This is a genomic window from Pseudoalteromonas sp. APC 3250 (assembly GCF_030407915.1).
GTDB lineage: Bacteria > Pseudomonadota > Gammaproteobacteria > Enterobacterales > Alteromonadaceae > Pseudoalteromonas > Pseudoalteromonas tetraodonis.
The window spans coordinates 39891-55956 of sequence record NZ_JASDCM010000014.1 but is presented as its reverse complement, the minus strand read 5'-3'; the positions used below and the strand labels follow the sequence as shown (position 1 = coordinate 55956).

The 16066-nt window shown below is 40.8% G+C and carries 16 protein-coding genes; 8 read left to right on the top strand and 8 right to left on the bottom strand.

Going from position 1 to position 16066, the window contains the following annotated elements; all coding sequences use genetic code 11:
- The first annotated feature begins 5 nt into the window (after positions 1–5).
- Positions 6–1037, top strand: a complete 1032-nt coding sequence (locus QL986_RS14015) for a chemotaxis response regulator protein-glutamate methylesterase (RefSeq protein WP_024602189.1) — start codon at positions 6–8, stop codon at positions 1035–1037.
- Between the two features lie 3 nt (positions 1038–1040).
- Here QL986_RS14015 and QL986_RS14010 read toward each other — a convergent pair whose 3' ends face one another.
- Positions 1041–2066, bottom strand: coding sequence for a polysaccharide deacetylase family protein (locus QL986_RS14010; protein ID WP_024602190.1), 1026 nt, complete (start codon positions 2064–2066; stop codon positions 1041–1043).
- Between QL986_RS14010 and dinF the strand changes: the two genes are divergently transcribed.
- Positions 2046–3380 carry an MATE family efflux transporter DinF gene (dinF, locus tag QL986_RS14005; RefSeq protein ID WP_076916068.1) on the top strand — a complete coding sequence of 445 codons (1335 nt, stop codon included), beginning with the start codon at positions 2046–2048 and terminating at the stop codon, positions 3378–3380. The two genes, QL986_RS14010 and dinF, sit on opposite strands and share 21 nt — an antisense overlap.
- Positions 3381–3384: 4 nt before the next feature.
- Here the strand turns inward: dinF and QL986_RS14000 are convergent, their stop codons facing one another.
- Together QL986_RS14000 and nfuA are read right to left on the bottom strand one after the other, a co-directional pair.
- Positions 3385–3654: a hypothetical protein gene (locus tag QL986_RS14000; protein WP_024602191.1), complete on the bottom strand. Its 270-nt coding sequence runs from the start codon at positions 3652–3654 to the stop codon at positions 3385–3387.
- A 13-nt stretch (positions 3655–3667) separates the two neighbouring features.
- A complete protein-coding gene (gene nfuA, locus QL986_RS13995; protein ID WP_013466120.1) occupies positions 3668–4243 on the bottom strand; it encodes a Fe-S biogenesis protein NfuA in 576 nt (191 codons plus the stop codon).
- Positions 4244–4389: 146 nt separating this feature from the next.
- Between nfuA and QL986_RS13990 the strand changes: the two genes are divergently transcribed.
- Complete coding sequence (locus tag QL986_RS13990) at positions 4390–6939, top strand: M14 metallopeptidase family protein (RefSeq protein WP_290191656.1); 2550 nt, start codon at positions 4390–4392, stop codon at positions 6937–6939.
- 2 nt (positions 6940–6941) lie between these two features.
- Here the strand turns inward: QL986_RS13990 and QL986_RS13985 are convergent, their stop codons facing one another.
- On the bottom strand, positions 6942–7619 hold the full coding sequence (locus QL986_RS13985) for a phosphoribosyltransferase family protein (RefSeq protein ID WP_016900084.1): 678 nt from the start codon (positions 7617–7619) through the stop codon (positions 6942–6944).
- 74 nt (positions 7620–7693) lie between these two features.
- Between QL986_RS13985 and bioH the strand changes: the two genes are divergently transcribed.
- The 3 genes from bioH (at position 7694) to QL986_RS13970 (ending at position 9717) form a co-directional block, all read left to right on the top strand.
- Positions 7694–8431 (top strand): pimeloyl-ACP methyl ester esterase BioH, encoded by a 738-nt coding sequence (bioH, locus tag QL986_RS13980; protein WP_013466117.1) that lies wholly within the window; start codon positions 7694–7696, stop codon positions 8429–8431.
- Between the two features lie 92 nt (positions 8432–8523).
- Positions 8524–8832: a hypothetical protein gene (locus QL986_RS13975; protein WP_008112879.1), complete on the top strand. Its 309-nt coding sequence runs from the start codon at positions 8524–8526 to the stop codon at positions 8830–8832.
- 6 nt (positions 8833–8838) lie between these two features.
- Positions 8839–9717: a putative metalloprotease CJM1_0395 family protein gene (locus QL986_RS13970; RefSeq protein ID WP_024602193.1), complete on the top strand. Its 879-nt coding sequence runs from the start codon at positions 8839–8841 to the stop codon at positions 9715–9717.
- Between the two features lie 61 nt (positions 9718–9778).
- Here QL986_RS13970 and QL986_RS13965 read toward each other — a convergent pair whose 3' ends face one another.
- The 4 genes from QL986_RS13965 to greB all read right to left on the bottom strand — a co-directional run bounded on the left by QL986_RS13965 (position 9779) and on the right by greB (position 13809).
- A complete protein-coding gene (locus tag QL986_RS13965; protein WP_024602194.1) occupies positions 9779–12103 on the bottom strand; it encodes a Tex family protein in 2325 nt (774 codons plus the stop codon).
- A gap of 168 nt (positions 12104–12271) precedes the next feature.
- Positions 12272–12850: a CBS domain-containing protein gene (locus tag QL986_RS13960; RefSeq protein ID WP_013466114.1), complete on the bottom strand. Its 579-nt coding sequence runs from the start codon at positions 12848–12850 to the stop codon at positions 12272–12274.
- 55 nt (positions 12851–12905) lie between these two features.
- A complete protein-coding gene (locus tag QL986_RS13955; RefSeq protein ID WP_024602195.1) occupies positions 12906–13211 on the bottom strand; it encodes a hypothetical protein in 306 nt (101 codons plus the stop codon).
- A 124-nt stretch (positions 13212–13335) separates the two neighbouring features.
- Entirely contained in the window at positions 13336–13809 is a 474-nt protein-coding gene (gene greB, locus QL986_RS13950; protein ID WP_024602196.1) for a transcription elongation factor GreB, read from the bottom strand.
- A 183-nt stretch (positions 13810–13992) separates the two neighbouring features.
- On the opposite strand from greB, the gene ompR reads away from it, so the two are divergent.
- Both ompR and envZ read left to right on the top strand, forming a co-directional pair.
- Positions 13993–14712, top strand: coding sequence for a two-component system response regulator OmpR (ompR, locus tag QL986_RS13945; protein WP_016899332.1), 720 nt, complete (start codon positions 13993–13995; stop codon positions 14710–14712).
- Positions 14713–14717: 5 nt separating this feature from the next.
- Positions 14718–16031 carry a two-component system sensor histidine kinase EnvZ gene (gene envZ, locus QL986_RS13940; protein ID WP_016899331.1) on the top strand — a complete coding sequence of 438 codons (1314 nt, stop codon included), beginning with the start codon at positions 14718–14720 and terminating at the stop codon, positions 16029–16031.
- The last annotated feature ends 35 nt before the right edge of the window (positions 16032–16066 follow it).

The following is a 16066-nucleotide window of genomic DNA, read 5'->3' as shown; positions in this document are numbered from 1 at the left end:
TGGCTATGATTAAAGTATTAATAATTGATGACTCGGCACTGATCAGACAATTGCTGACAGAGATACTGCAACAGGCAAAAGATATTGTGGTAGTAGGGGGTGCACAAGACCCATACGAAGCCCGAGAGATGATCAAAAAATATAATCCGGATGTACTAACGTTGGATGTTGAAATGCCAAAAATGGACGGCATTAGTTTTTTAAAAAACCTGATGCGCTTACGTCCTATGCCGGTTGTGATGATTTCTACACTCACACAAAAAGGTTCACCCATTACGCTTGAAGCGCTTGAGATTGGTGCAGTTGACTTTATTGCTAAGCCAACAGTTAACGTTAAGGAGCAAATGAGTCAATATGCTGATATTGTTCAGCAAAAAGTCAGAGTGGCAGCCAGTGCACGGGTTCGAGGCTATAAAAAAAATAGTGCTGTAGCAGAACCTATCCCCACTAATGCCGAATTTTTAGTAAATAAAGTGATTGCGATTGGTGCGTCAACCGGAGGCACGGAGGCGATAAAAGAAGTACTTATACGCATGCCAAAAAACTGCCCACCCATTGTAATAACGCAGCATATTCCTCCTGTATTTAGTACCTCATTTGCAGAGCGAATGCAGCGCACCTGTACCATTAACGTAAAAGAGGCACAACAAGGCGATAAGCTGGTAGCAGGATGCGCTTATATAGCTCCCGGCGGGCTACATTTACGCATTAGCAAACAAGGTAGTGCATTATATTGTCAGCTTGATGATGGTGAACCTGTAAATAGGCATAAGCCCGCAGTAGATGTACTGTTTAACTCATTACTTGAAATTGGTGCTAAGTATATTGTTGCCACACTATTAACCGGTATGGGAAGTGATGGCGCGAAAGGTTTACTGGCGTTAAAACAACAAGGGGCTTATACGCTGGCGCAAGATGAGTTTTCGTCTGTGGTATGGGGAATGCCCAAGGCCGCTATTGATATGGGGGCTGCAAATGAAGTAGCACCGCTGGAGAAAATGACCCAGCGGTTATTAAATCAAGTGATTAAAAAATAGAATTTAATTGATCACCCAAGGCTGTGAAAACCAATAATAACTGCCTGCTTTTTTTATTGAGGGAGCGGTGCAGTTAAAGCGAGAGCGGCCTTTATTAAGCTGCTTTGGCGAGGTCACCTCAACCGTATTATCGTTTAACCAATTTAAATCAGCTTGCCCAACGCTTGATACATAACAGGCAAATTGGCTTTTATGAAAATCATCAGTCTCTAGATTTATAGTTAACGACGGTGGATTTTGTGTGGTTACACTATCTTCATAGGTTAATTTATTAATAGTAAAAGCAGTTGAATTGAGCTTGGTAATTAACGTATCTAATTTGCTATAAAAACCAGATGCGGGAAAACGTGGTAAACGGCTAAAATTAGAATGTTGATTAACTGCACCAGAGTGCTGACCAATGCCAATAAAGCCTAGTTCAGTAACGAGAGCTTGTAGCTGATTGTTAAACTCTCCGTATGGATAGGCAAGGTATTTATAATCGTGGCCTATTTCTTCTTTAATACGCTGCTGTGAACTAAGAATGTCGTTTTTAGTGCGTTCACGCCATTGGCTTTGTGTTTCATTTTCGCGCTTTTTATGCAGATAGTTATGCTCGGCACTATGGTTGGCAATAAGGGCGCCTTTTTTTGCCAGCTCTCTGAGCTTATCCCATCCCATCACATAACCCGCTTGTTCATCAATGAGTTTTGGGTTTACAAAAATAGTGTACGGATAGCCAAATTTCTCAAGAATAGGCGCAGCTTGTTCGTAGTTATTGTTGTATCCATCATCAAAAGTAATCGCGAGCGTTTTATCGTCTAAAGCCTTACCTTGTTTTAATGCGCTAATCAGCTCGTTTAGTGGAATAACGTTAAAGTTATGCTCTTTTAAATAATTTAAGTGTTTAGTAAAAGTGTTGGCGCTTACACTGGTCACCGCGGGAAGGGTTTCACTGACGTGATGATACTGTAGAATAACAGCTGCTTGCGCACGTAAAGAACCACAAATCAGGAACAATAATACTAAATGAAACAATTTCTTATACATAATAAAGCACACCATAAAAGCTTGTTGTTGTTAGCCGGTCCAATGATATTATCAAATATTACTGTGCCGTTGTTAGGAATTGTTGATACGGCAGTGATTGGTCACCTGGGGAGTGCGCATTATTTAGCGGGAATTGCCTTAGGTTCTACCGTGATCTCCATTTTATTTTGGCTTGCTGGTTTTTTAAGAATGAGCACCACTGGGCTGGTGGCACAGGCTTACGGTAAAAATGATTTAACTCAGCTGGCAGCTTTACTCAAACGCAGTTTGTTATTGGCCAGCAGCGTAGCTTTAATTCTGATTTTATTATCCCCCCTTATAAAACACGCCATTGCTTATTTATCTGCTGCCAATAGTGATGTGCTCAATGAGGCCTATCGGTATTTTAGTATTCGTATTTTTAGTGCCCCTGCTGCGCTATGTAACTTAGTTTTATTAGGCTGGATGCTCGGCGTTCATTATGGGCGAGGGCCATTTTATTTATTGTTAGTCACTAATATTACCAATATTGTACTCGACATTTATTTTGTAGTTTATCTTGATTGGGCGGTTGCAGGGGCGGCTTGGGCATCATTAATAGCGGATTACACGGCTTTAATTTTTGCTTTGCTGTTAGTGGTTCAGCTAGCTAAAAAACAGGGCATAAGTTTAGCGGTTGCAAATTGGTTTAGCATAGAAAAAATGGCAGGATTATTAAGTTTAAATCGCGATATTTTTATTCGTTCTTTAGTATTGCAGTTATGTTTTAGCTTTATGACCTTTTATGCTGCACGTATAGGTGAAACTACATTGGCAGCCAATGCGGTACTACTCAACTTTTTAATGTTGGTCAGCTTTGCGCTTGATGGAATTGCTTATGCGAGCGAGGCCAAAGTAGGCCAAGCGAAAGGTCAACAAAGTGTTGAAAAGATAAGGCTATGGGTAAAAATAAGCGTATTTTGGGGCATGTTGTTTGGCATTTTGTATAGTGTATTTTTTATATTATTTGGCAGCTCTATTATAAAGCTGTTGACTAATGTACCTGAGGTTATTGAAGAAGCTACTCATTACTTACCGTGGGTAATTGTGCTGCCAATTTTAGCGATGAGTTGTTTTTTGTTTGATGGTATATTCGTTGGTTTAACACGTGCTAAAGCAATGCGAAATAGTATGCTGTTATCGGCGACAATAGGTTTTTTTGGGGTGTTTTGGCTATTTAAGGAATGGCAAAATAATGGCTTATGGTTGGCAATGAGTTGCTTTATGCTAATGCGGGGTGTAACACTTATAATTAAATATCAGCAGCTAAAAACTAATAATCAATTACTTGATTAAACCGTTATTTCCACAGATCGGGGTCGTTATTTTTGGCAGGGATGTTTTTCAATACTTGCGAAAAACGATTGGCAAAAATACCCGCGTAGCCCCAGAATGCAAAAAACAATGCCGGCGCTAAAATTACTATGCCAATGACTTGTAAACTATAATGACTGTAATAACCCAAAGTGATAAATATCACGGCCAGCACAAACAGTGCTAGGCCGAGAAAAAAGCGCTTTAGACTCAACTTAGGGTCGCTCCCTAAGCGGTAAATGAGTGGCTTTAGCATAGTGGGTTAATACTTAGTAATAAGAGTGCTCGCCAGCTTCGTGATCGGTTATGTCAGCCACACCGGTGATCTCATCAAACTTAGCAATCATTTCTTTTTCAATGCCTTCTTTTAGTGTGACATCAATCATAGAGCAACCATTACAACCACCACCAAATTGAAGCACAGCAATACCAGCAGCGGTGATCTCTACTAAGCTTACTTGGCCGCCATGATTTGCAAGTTGTGGGTTAACTTCTGTTTCTAACATGTGTTGAACGCGTTCATTTAGGCTTGCGTCTTCACCTAGCTTACGTGCTTTAGCATTAGGCGCTTTTAGAGTTAGCTGCGTGCCCATTTTGTCAGTAACAAAATCAATTTCAGCTTCGGCTAAAAAAGGCGCGCTTTCGGCATCAACAACAGCGTCAAAACCGTTAAAGTTTAGGCGAATATCGCTCTCTTCTACCGCGTCTTCTGGACAATAAGAAACACCACATTCAGCTTGTGATGTACCAGGATTAACAACAAACACACGAATATTCGTTTGTTGAGATTGATCTGCTAATAGCTTAGCAAAATGCGCTTGCGCTGTTTCGGAAATTGAAATCATAAAACCGTCTATACTTGACTAAATTACTCGGATACTGCATATCATACTCCGCTCATCGTGTTGCGGCTAGTGTTGAGCGTAAAAAGTTGGCATCTATTTTAAGCAATGGTAGCGTGCAATTAACAAACATTTTTAGAGTTATTTATATGCGGTTTATATTTACAGTAATGGTGATACTAGCCAGTTTTTCAAGTGCGGCAAAGCCCCTGTCGTATTATTTTGAGCAACAGGTTGAATTTGATCCCAGCATTCCAACACCTGAAAAAGTACTTGGTTATCAAGTGGGTGAATGGCATGTAAGGCATGATCAGCTTGTACGCTATATGGAAATTTTAGCTCAAAAAAGCGATCGAGTTAATTTTGAAGTAATAGGTCGTACCCACGAGCAGCGCCCACTAGTTATGCTCACTATTACCGCAGCTAACAAACTAAAAAATATAGAACAAACTCGCCAAGCACACTTAGCTCGTCTAAATAACTCAAACAATAAATTAGCAGAGCAGCCAAGCGTTGTGTGGATGGGTTACAGTGTTCATGGGAACGAATCGTCAGGGAGTAATGCTGCCTTGCTAGTGGCTTATTATTTAGCAGCCGCGCAAGGTGATGAAATAAATGAGCTACTTAACAACACGGTGATTTTACTCGACCCGGCACTTAACCCAGACGGCTTAGCACGTTTTGCTAATTGGGCTAATAGTAATCGTGGAATGAACTTATCGTCAGATCCGCAAACGCGTGAGCATGTAGAGAGCTGGCCAAGTAGCCGTACCAATCATTACTGGTTTGATTTAAATCGTGATTGGCTTTTACTGCAGCACCCTGAGTCGCGAGCGCGTATAGCCAAGTTTCATTATTGGAAACCTAATATTTTAACTGACTTTCATGAAATGGGACCAAACAGTAGCTACTTTTTTCAACCAGGGATCCCAAGTCGTAAACACCCCATTACCCCTGAAGAAAATGTGAGCTTAACCAAAGCAATTGCAAATTATCATGCAAAAACTTTAGATGAAAACAACGCACTGTATTTTACAGAAGAAAGCTTTGATGACTTTTATTATGGCAAAGGTTCAACTTACCCTGATGTAAATGGTGGTGTCGGTATTTTATTTGAACAAGCAAGTTCTCGCGGTCATATTCAAGAAACGATCAATGGCCCGCTAACTTTTGCGTTTACGATTAAAAACCAACTTTTAACGAGCTTATCAACGTTTAAAGCGGCGATTGATAACCGCCAAGCTTTACTTGAGTATCAGGCTAACTTTTATAACAAAGCGGTTGAGCTTGCCAAAGATGAAGACTATCAAGGCTATATTGTTCAAGGTGGGGAAGACAAAACACGTACTAACGACTTTTTAAGCATACTTAAACAGCACCAAATTAATGCTTATCCAGTTAAAGAGGGACTAAAAGCTGAAGGTAAAAACTTTACCGCTAATAGCTATTTTGTGCCGCTTGCGCAACCACAATACCGATTAGTTAAAGCTATTTTTAGTGAACAGCAAAACTTTGCCGATAACACTTTTTACGATGTATCAGGTTGGACATTAGCGCATGCGTTTAATTTACCATTTGCTAAAGTAAACAGCCGCTGGGGATTAGAGGTTGATACTACGGCTTGGCAAAAAGCAAAACAGCCTGTTTTAACGCCGCTAACTAAAAACTATGCCTACGGATTTGCTTGGGACGACATGCTTGCCCCAAAAATGCTCAATAGTTTATTACAGCAAGGCATTAAAGCGCGTGTTGCATTAAAGCCATTAACCGCAACATCAACAAGTAATGAGATAAATTTTGATGCTGGCAGTATTATTATCCCTGCAGGACTGCAAACAGAGACTGATTGGGTGGCAAAGCTAAACCAAGCACAAAGCCAATTTGATATTGAAATTAAGCCAATTACCACAGGCTTAACCAGTAAAGGTGCCGACTTAGGCTCGCGCTCTATGGCGGTTGTTTCTGCGCCTAAGGTGTTATTAGTTGGCGGTAAAGGGGTTAGCCAATATGAAGCAGGTGAAGTGTGGTATTACCTAGAACGCTTTGTAGGCGTAGCGCCTACCATTGTTGAAATGAACCGTTTAGCGTCTTTAGAGCTCAGTAATTACAGCCATATTGTTTTGGCGCATGGCGATTATTCGACGTTATCTGATACCGACAAAGTGGCAATTAAAAGCTGGGTGAGAAAAGGCGGCGTTATTTGGGGTCATAAAGGCGGGGCAAAGTTCTTAGCTGATCAGCAGTTATTAAAAGCAAACTACTTATCACGTAAAGATGTTGCCAGCGCATTTGATACTCAAGGTTTAAAATATGCAGACAAAGACCATCTAGCGGGTCGCCAGCGTATTGCAGGCGCTATATTTAATACTGATGTAGATACAACGCACCCACTGACGTTTTCATTTAAGCGTGACACTCTGCCAGTATTTAAAAACAGTACCTGGTTACTTGAAGCCTCGCAAGCGCCGTTTGTAAATATACTCACCTATACACAACAGCCGTTACTTGCTGGTTTTACTGATGCAGTTAATGTAGAGCAAGTGGCCGGCGGTGCTGCGCTAATGGCTCACTCTTATGGTCGAGGTAGTGTGATTGCGATGACAGACAACCCTGTATTTAGAGGTTACTGGTATGGCACCAGCCGATTATTAAGTAACGCTTTATTTTTCGGTCATACCTTTCGCGTCAGTGGTAACTAAATCTAAAGTGGCGTTAAACAGGTCGTAAATGCCCAGACTTGTTTAGCGCCCGCTTCTTTTAGCGACAAGGTGGCTGCATTGAGTGTTGCACCGGTGGTCATAATATCATCAATAATGACCACCGTTTTACCCTCTAAATTGGCAGTACATGAAAAAGCCTGCTGTAAATTTTTTATCCGCTTTGTTTTGCTCAGTTGTGACTGTGCCGAGGTGTTTTTATTGCGTATTAAAACATTATTCAAGACCTTAAAGGATGACAAACAAGGCTGCCATACTTGGGTAACCTGATTAAATCCTCGACTAAAAAAACGCGACTTGTGCAAAGGTAAAATAATAAATACAGCAGCAGCTAAATGCTGTTTATTAGTAAAAATAGTAAGTTGTTTTTTGATGACTTGCTGCAGTGCTTTTTTGTAATGAATTTGATTATTAAATTTGAGTTGTTTTAGCCATAAATCAAAAGGGGGTTGATAAAAAGCGCAGGCAAATAGTTTCTCAAAGCTGCAGTTAGGAAACATTTCTACAATATCTGGGCGGTAAAATAAATTGTCATACTCAGCCAAATCTAGCAAAGGCAGGTCATCTAAACAAAACTGACATAGTCCCAGTGAGCTGTGTATCTGATTCTGGCACAACACGCAATACGAGGGAAACAGCCAATCAGTTAGGCTAAGTTTCATTCGCTGATTCTCCTCATTACAAACTCCCCCTAAAACGCTATCATAGATTTAAGTTTGGTTAAGGTTAGGCAAATATGCAAAATGAATGTGTGTTGTTGCATGGTTGGGGAATGAACCAAGGCGTGTGGCAGTTAATAAAACCAGAATTAGAATTTTTATATTCTGGTAAGGTACGTAGTTTAGACTTACCTGGTTACGGTGCTCATGATGTCTCTTTGGAACCGTATACTTTACATGATGCAGCTCAGCTGGTGAGTCAGCAATTAAAACCACAATCTGTTTTGATGGGATGGTCTTTAGGCGGTTTGTTTGCCATTTATATTGCCAAACATTGGCCAGAAAAAGTGTCAAAAGTTATTTTAGTTGCCTCCACTCCTTTTTTTGTAGAGCAATTGCCCTGGGAAGGTATTAAACCTAAAGTGCTCACACAGTTTAAAGAACAGCTATTGCAAGAGCGTTCAAAAACGATAGAGCGCTTTTTGGCGATTCAAGCGATGGGCAGTGAGTCGGCGCGAGATGATGTAAAACAGCTAAAACAACTATTGAGTCAGTCACCGCCGCCGAGTAACCAAGCATTGAGTGCGGGGTTAGATATACTGCAAAGTGAAGACTTACGTGAATTATTTTCTCACTGTCCCGTCGCGATTAGTGGAATTTTTGGGCGTTTAGACTCTCTCGTTCCTTATCGAGCAATTGAAAAAATGGTCGCACTTAATTCTGGCTTTGAGTACGAAGTGATAGACAAAGCATCCCATGCGCCATTTATTTCTCATAAAAAAGAATTTTTATCTGCCGTTAAATCAATGCTTTGAAGCAAAGCCATGAATACAGCGGTTTAAAGCTTTATTTTGCGTGATTTTTGAGCGATAATTAAACAATATTTATTTGGTGGAGGTTTATTATTATGCCGATTGGATCTGTATTTAATAGCGGTGTTGAAGGGTTTAATAGAGCCAGCCAAGGTATTGAAAAGGCCAGCGCTGAGATTAACCGTGCCAGCATAGAGCAGCAAGATGATTCTCAATTAGCGCAGCAACGTCAATTAACGGCTGCTCGCCCTGAAGAAGCCGTAACCGCGCCGGTATCCCAACCTGCACGAATTGATGATGCATTAGTAAACTTAAAAGTTGAAGAGTTTAATGCCAAGGCTAACACGCAATCAATTCAAACTGCAGATGATGTACTAGGCACTTTAGTTGATATCAAAGTGTAATTCCTCATGAATATCGTCACGCCGTTTCCGTCTATCAATATAAACACTGCAAATGTTTATACGGAGACTGCTCGGCGTGACAATCAGTTACGTGAAGTCATTCCCCCAGCCGCTGCAAACACCGCTGGTAGTACTGAAAACAAAGCTCAAAGTGATGCAGAAAAAGCCAAACTACCTGGTAACAGCGATAGTTCAACTTATACTGCAAGCGGCAAAATTGCAGACAACAAAATTATTGAACAACGCGAAGGCAATGCTGATAGTGATCAAGATGATGCCGAGCAAGAAAAACAGCAAGCTGCCGAAGAAGTTAGTGAGCAAGAAGAGCTTCAACTTGAGCAAGAAGAGCTTCAACTTGAGCAAGAACAGCAACAAATTAAAGAGCTCAAAGCTCGCGATACCGAAGTGCGAACCCACGAGCAAGCGCATGCGGCTGTTGGTGGACAATATGCCGGTTCACCCAGTTACGAATACCAAAGAGGCCCCGATGGCACTAATTATGCCGTAGGTGGTGAAGTACCGATTGATGTTGGGATTATCAATGGCGATCCGCAAGCAACCATCGATAAAATGCAAACGGTACGTGCTGCTGCACTAGCACCAGCAGAACCCTCAGGTGCCGACAGAGCGATTGCGGCAGACGCCACACAGAAAATGGCTGCCGCACAAGCTGAGTTAGCTTCAGCTGATGACGAAGACAGCAGCGAAGATAAAAGCAGAGTCAGTGCGTCGTTTTCTAATAGTGAAAGTTCAGAAGTAAAAACCGCTAAAAGCGAAGAACAATCGCGTGATATTGAAGTTGAAGCGCGTGCAGGACGCATTGCTAGCTTTTATCAACTGGCCACATCCCCCGCGATTCAGAGCGAATTTTCAGCGCAAATTTAGCTGATTAAAAATAAAAAAAACCGCCTAGGCGGTTTTTTTATTTTTAAATATATCGTTTAAATTACTTTTTCACTTTTGCGTTAGCAAAGGCGTCAGCAAAGGCATTCCCCATCATCGCATTGCCTGTATCGCGTTTAGGCTTAGGCGCTCGTGCTTGGTTTGTATTATTGCTGCGAGGCTTTTGCGGTGCTGCAGCTGCTGCTTTATTGCTGGTGTCTATGTCGTCATCTAGGCGCATAGTAAAACTAATGCGTTTACGGGCAGCATCGACTTCAACCACTTTTACTTTAACAATGTCACCTGCTTTAACCACTTCGCGTGGGTCTGAAATAAACTTGTTAGTAATAGCTGAAATATGCACGAGTCCATCTTGATGAACACCCACATCAACAAATGCACCAAAATTAGCAACGTTAGAAACCACACCTTCTAAAATCATACCAGGCTTAAGGTCACTAATTTTTTCAACACCGGCTTTAAACTCCGCGGTTTTGAATTCAGGACGTGGATCGCGACCTGGTTTATCAAGCTCGCTAATAATGTCAGTCACGGTTGGTAAGCCAAATTTATCGTCAATATAGTCGTTTGCAGCGAGTTTACTTAAAAATTCACTGTTACCAATTAAGTTATTTACGTCTACCTGATTATGTTCACAAATACGCTTAACGATTGGGTATGCTTCAGGGTGAACTGATGAGTTATCTAGCGGATCGCTGCCATTATTAATGCGTAAAAACCCGGCCGCTTGTTCGAATGCTTTTGGCCCTAAGCGTTCTACTTTTTTCAACTGACTACGTTTTGTAAATGACCCATTCGTGTCACGGTAGTTTACAATGTTTTGAGCCAACGTTTTGTTTAAGCCAGAAACACGTGCAAGCAAAGGCACTGAGGCCATATTTAAATCAACCCCCACACTGTTTACACAGTCTTCTACTACAGAAATTAGGCTTTGCCCAAGTTGGCTTTGTGATACATCGTGTTGATATTGGCCTACACCGATAGACTTAGGCTCTATTTTAACTAGTTCAGCTAATGGATCTTGTAGGCGACGTGCAATAGATACTGCACCGCGTAAAGATACATCTAAATCTGGGAACTCATTAGCGGCAAATTCAGACGCAGAATACACCGAAGCGCCGGCTTCACTGACCATAATTTTATTCAGTTTAAGCTCGGCGTTGGCTTTGATAAGTTCGCCAACCAGTTTATCTGATTCGCGAGAAGCAGTGCCGTTACCAATCGCAATAAGCTCAACTTTATGTTGGCGACATAATTGCTCGAGCGTACGCAGTGATTTATCCCAATGATTTTGCGGTGCATGTGGGAAGATTGTTTGTGTAGCGAGCAGTTTTCCTGTGCTATCGACTACCGCAATTTTACAACCAGTACGCAAGCCAGGATCTAAACCAAGTGTCGTGCGAGGGCCTGCAGGCGCTGCCATTAATAAATCTTTTAAATTTTTAGCAAATACGTCAATGGCACCGGTTTCGGCTTTTTCACGCATTGCGGCTAAAAACTCGTTTTCTAAGTGTAGCCCAAGCTTAATTTTCCATGCCCACTGCACCACAGTTAATAACCATGCACTAGCAGGTTTGTTTTTAATATCTAGGCGGTAATGATCACTGATCATTTGGGCACATAACTGGGCTGGATTTTCAGCACTTGGCTCAGGGTTAATCGTTAACTGTAAAATGCCTTCATTACGTGCTCTTAGCATGGCTAATGCACGGTGCGAGGGCACTTTTTTTAACGGCTCTTGATGTTCAAAGTAGTCTCTGTATTTAGCACCTGCTTGTTCTTGCCCGTCAATTAACTTACTCTCAATCGCCCCATTTTGACTAATATGGCTTCTAAACTTAGCGAGTAATTTAGCGTCTTCAGCAAAACGCTCCATTAGAATAAATTTGGCACCATCAAGGGCTGATTTTGTATCAATAATGGCTTTATCGGCATTAATATAGTGAGCAGCTTCAGCTTCTGGGTCGAGCATTGGGTCGTTAAATAACGCATTAGCAAGAGGTTCTAAACCGGCCTCAATAGCGATTTGACCTTTAGTGCGACGCTTTGCCTTATAAGGCAAGTATAAATCTTCAAGCTCGGTTTTACTTTGCGCTGCTTTTATATCAGCTGCTAATTCCCCGGTAAGCTTATTTTGAGATTCTATCGTCGATAGAATAAAGCCACGACGCTCTTCAAGTTCACGTAAATAAGATAAACGTTGTTCTAGAAGGCGTAGTTGGGTGTCATCTAATCCACCGGTCACTTCTTTTCTGTAACGGGCAATAAAGGGGACGGTTGCGCCTTCATCAAGTAACTTTGTTGCTGCAACCACTTGTTGCTGCTGTGCATTTAGCTCAGTTGCTAAACGTGCAGAGATATCGCTCATGCAAAAACCTTTTAATACAAAAAATAAGACCAGCTAAGAAGTTAACTGATGCGTCAATGTCTTGAATAATATCACAGGGGAAGGTAATAAAAAGCTCTTAAAGCAAGCTATTTTACTTGCTTTAAGATGCCATTACTGGGGTTGGAACTATACTAATAAAAAGCTGATTTAGTGAGGGTGCTCTATACTTTCGAGTACTTCACTAAATGTGTGCGCTATTGGACTAATATGAACAGGAATTTGCAGCTTACGTGCTATATCGCGTGCTGAAATTAAACCACTTATTTCATTATTAGCCGCAGTGACTAATAAAAACATAGCGCCATGATGTTCCATAGTTTGCAGTGCATCACCAATGCATGAGTAGCTTAAGCTTTTCATACTTACACCCATTAAATTACTTAGCGGTGTCATTAAATAGCGCAAGCTAATTTCACTACGAGGCAAGCCTAAACGCTGTGCTAAAATCATGATTTTTGAGCTTTGTAAATCAGCACTCGCCACTATACCTACTAGCTTTTGCTGCTCATCAGTTACCAAAATAAAATCAGAGCGTTGAGTCGTTAACTGTTTTGACGCTTGTTCAATTGTTGTATCAAACGATGCACGCATCGGGCTTGTATCAGTAAAACTAGTCACCACTTGTGTAGCAGGTGAAGTTAAATCAATGACAGCTTCATTAGTAAATGTATTCGCAATAGTGCCATGCGAAATATCTTGGGTACGGAGTTCTTTAAAGTTAGACATAATATCCACCTAATTAGTTATAAAATTTAATAATGTTTAAAAGCAAGTTATTAAACTAAATAACGGGTGGCGCTCGCGGGTGTGCATGGCTGTAAGGTGTGACTAAAAGGCTGCTTTCATAATGAAAGTAAAACGCTAAAGGAAGTGGTTGAATTTCTCTAAGCGCAATAACACCGACATGAGAATCTATATCGGTGTCGAGGTTTGCTTGGTCAGGAGAGTCGCAAACAATAAATTCTGCAGGTGTAAAACCAGCATCAATTTGCGTATTTTTGGGTGTTGCATGCAATGTCAAACTTACACTCATAAAGAGTGTAAACAATAGGGCATTTTGTAATATGCGCGCTGTAATGTTTGACATAGTGACGACCTTAATTAACTACTCTCAAATTAATACATCATAACTTGAGTTACTTTAGTTATAGCTTACTCAGATAATATAAACAATAAAAAGTTAATATGATCTGAATCAAAACTAAGCCGTTTTATTTTTGGTAGGAAATATTATTTACATACCATTGCTTAGCACCTTGAGGGGTCATGACCTCAAAATCATCGTCTACTTGTTTTTTTAATAGTGCTCGCGCCATCGGTGAGTCAATAGAAATGTAATCGTTACGATCATAAATTTCATCGGGACCGACAATTCTAAACTTTTTACACTCCCCAGCCTCGTTTTCTATTTCAACCCAAGCACCAAAAAAAACTTTGCCGTCTTGTACGGGTGAGTAATCAACAATTTTTAAATCGGGGATGCGCTTACGTAGATAGCGCACTCGGCGGTCTATTTGGCGTAATAGACGCTTGTTATACTGATAGTCTGCATTTTCAGAGCGATCACCAAGGCTTGCAGCCCAACTCACAATTTTAGTGACTTCTGGGCGTTTTACATTCCAAAGATGGTCATGTTCTTGCTGAAGTTGTAAATAACCTTCGCGAGTAATTAAGTTTGTTTTCACGCCGTGTTCTTGTTTAATTTTCATGTGTGGCACGGTATTAAAATAAAGGCAGCTTGTCGAGATAAAATAGCCACCAATGGGTTTGAAATGTTCAGTAACAATCTAAGCACTTAATTAGTTTTTTATTATTAAGTTTTTCATTTATATTAACTATTAATAAATTATAAAAATAAGCAACAGATTATGGGACAAGAGACAGTAAAAGTATTAGTGGTTGATGACGATAAACGTTTGCGCAGTTTGCTTGAGCGCTATTTAGTAGAGCAAGGATTTATTGTTAGAACAGCCGCCGATTCACAGCAAATGGATAGGCTTATTGAGCGTGAAAACTTTCACTTAATGGTGCTTGATTTAATGCTGCCTGGAGAAGACGGGCTCTCTATTTGCAGACGGTTACGTCAAAAAGAAAACCAAATCCCAATTGTGATGTTGACCGCTAAAGGTGATGAAGTAGACCGCATTATTGGTTTGGAGCTCGGTGCTGACGATTATATTCCTAAACCGTTTAATCCACGTGAGTTACTTGCCCGCATAAAAGCAATATTACGCCGCCAATCAAAAGAAGTGCCAGGGGCACCTTCAGCAGAAGAGAATTTAATTGAGTTTGGTAAATTTACTTTAAATTTAGCCACACGAGAAATGAGCGAGGGGGATAATACCGTATCGCTCACAAGTGGTGAATTTGCCGTATTAAAAGCGTTGGTATCTCACCCTCGAGAGCCGTTAAGTCGTGATAAATTAATGAACTTGGCAAGAGGTCGTGATTACAGTGCGCTAGAGCGTAGTATTGATGTGCAAGTGTCACGCCTTCGCCGTATGATTGAAGTGGATGCGGCTAACCCGCGTTATATTCAAACTGTATGGGGATTAGGTTATGTGTTTGTTCCTGATGGTGAAAAGTAATAATTATGGGGATGTTTCCACGTAGTGCGTTTGGGCAAACTGTTTTTTTAGTAGCAGCTTTGTTGCTGATTAACCAAATTGTATCCTACGTCACAGTAAGTTTATATGTTGTTAAACCCACCATTGAGCAAGTTAATTTGATGCTTGCTAAGCAAATTAAAACTGTATTTATTGACTGGGAAGATGGTGTTGAAGTAACCGATGAAGTTTCAGAAAAGTTTTTTGCAATAACCGGTATTGAGGTGATGACTCAGCGTGAAGCGATGCGCAATGGCTTAGGGCAAAGTCGTGAGTATTCAGGGCTATCGCGAAGTATGTCAGAGCAGTTGAATGGGTTTTCTCGGGTACGCATTAGTCAAACCGATCCACTTATTTATTGGGTGGAAGCCCCGCAAGCACCGGGCTATTGGGTTAAAGTCCCCTTAACCGGATTTAAAGAAAGTAATCTTGAATTTTTAACTTTTTACTTATCCAGTATAGGCTTTTTAAGTGTATTAGGCGGGTGGTTATTTGCAAGGCATTTGAACCGACCATTAAAAGCACTGCAACAAGCGGCAATAAAAGTAGGCGTTGGTGATTTTAGTACTAAGTTACAAGAACAAGGCTCAAGCGAAGTTATTGAGGTAACGCGCGCTTTTAACCAAATGTCGCGAGGTATAGCAGCCCTTGAAAATGATCGTCGATTACTCATGGCCGGTGTCTCTCACGACTTACGCACACCGCTTACCCGTATTCGGTTAGCCACAGAAATGATGGTTGATGAAGATGATTATTTACGCGAAGGTATTATTTACGATATTGAAGATATGAATGGCATTATTGATCAGTTTATTGAATATTTACGCCATCATAAACGTGAAGAACAAAGCTATGAAGATATCAATGCGTTAGTAGCCGAAGTCGTACAAAGTGAATTAAAGCATCAACGTGTTATTACGTTTGAAAGCAATCCTAACCTAGGTAATATTCCCATAAGCTCAGTGGCTATTAAGCGAGTAGTGACGAATATGATTGAAAATGCACTGCGTTACTCGCAAGGGGATATTGAGGTGCAAAGTTATTTTAATAGCAATAAAAAGTACGTCATTATTGCGGTTAACGATAATGGCCCAGGTATTCCTGAGAGTGAATTAGAATCAGTGTTCGAACCATTTAAGCAAGGTGACGCTGCACGAGGCAGTGAAGGCAGTGGTTTAGGCTTAGCTATTATTAAACGCATTATAGACATGCATAATGGCAAGGTTGTGCTCTCTAATCGCCCTGAAGGTGGTTTAAGTGCGCAAATATATTTACCGGTTAAAGTGGTTAATCAAAACTAAATAAAGCTATCCGCCGTTATATGCGGATAGCTTTA